1 pseudogene is annotated in these 516 nt (G+C 74.0%); it reads right to left on the bottom strand.

What is annotated here, in order from left to right:
- Positions 1-516: pseudogene (locus B3611_RS05785) on the bottom strand (carboxylesterase family protein); the annotation flags it as partial.

Here is a 516-nt window from a genome sequence, read left to right on the forward strand (position 1 = left end):
AGCGGCGGATGAGGCTGTCGCCGAACATCTGCCCGCTCGGGTGGGCGGCGTCGCGGGCGGCCGCGGCCTCCATGTACTCCGGGAACCGGTTCACCCCCATGCGCGCGGCGAAGGCGCGTGCGGAGGCGCGGCCCAGCCCGACCCGGTCGGCGCGCTCCCCGAGGCGGTACATTTCCTCGCGCGTCGAGGTGACCACGATGTCCACCTCCGCCAGCTCTTCCGGCTCCAGCGGCGCGGGGCCCAGCGCCATGTCGCTGAAGTGCAGCGTGCGCAGGCGCCGGTACGCGCGCTCGACGCGGGTGGGGGCGGCGTTGTTCAGCGCCGAGCGGGTGAGTGGCTTGCCCAAAAACGCCCTCAGCGCCGCCTTGCGCTTCTCGTAGGGCACACGCGGGAAGGCCGGCGACATGGCCAGCACCCGGCGGAACCCGCCACGGTAGTGGTCGCGCCGGGCAAGCCACAGCGCGAGTGTCGCCCCGGCGGACTGCCCGACCATGGTGACGTTGGTGGGGTCGCCGC

It is taken from the genome of Corynebacterium sp. UBA2622, assembly GCF_002339505.1.
Classification (GTDB): Bacteria; Actinomycetota; Actinomycetes; order Mycobacteriales; family Mycobacteriaceae; genus Corynebacterium.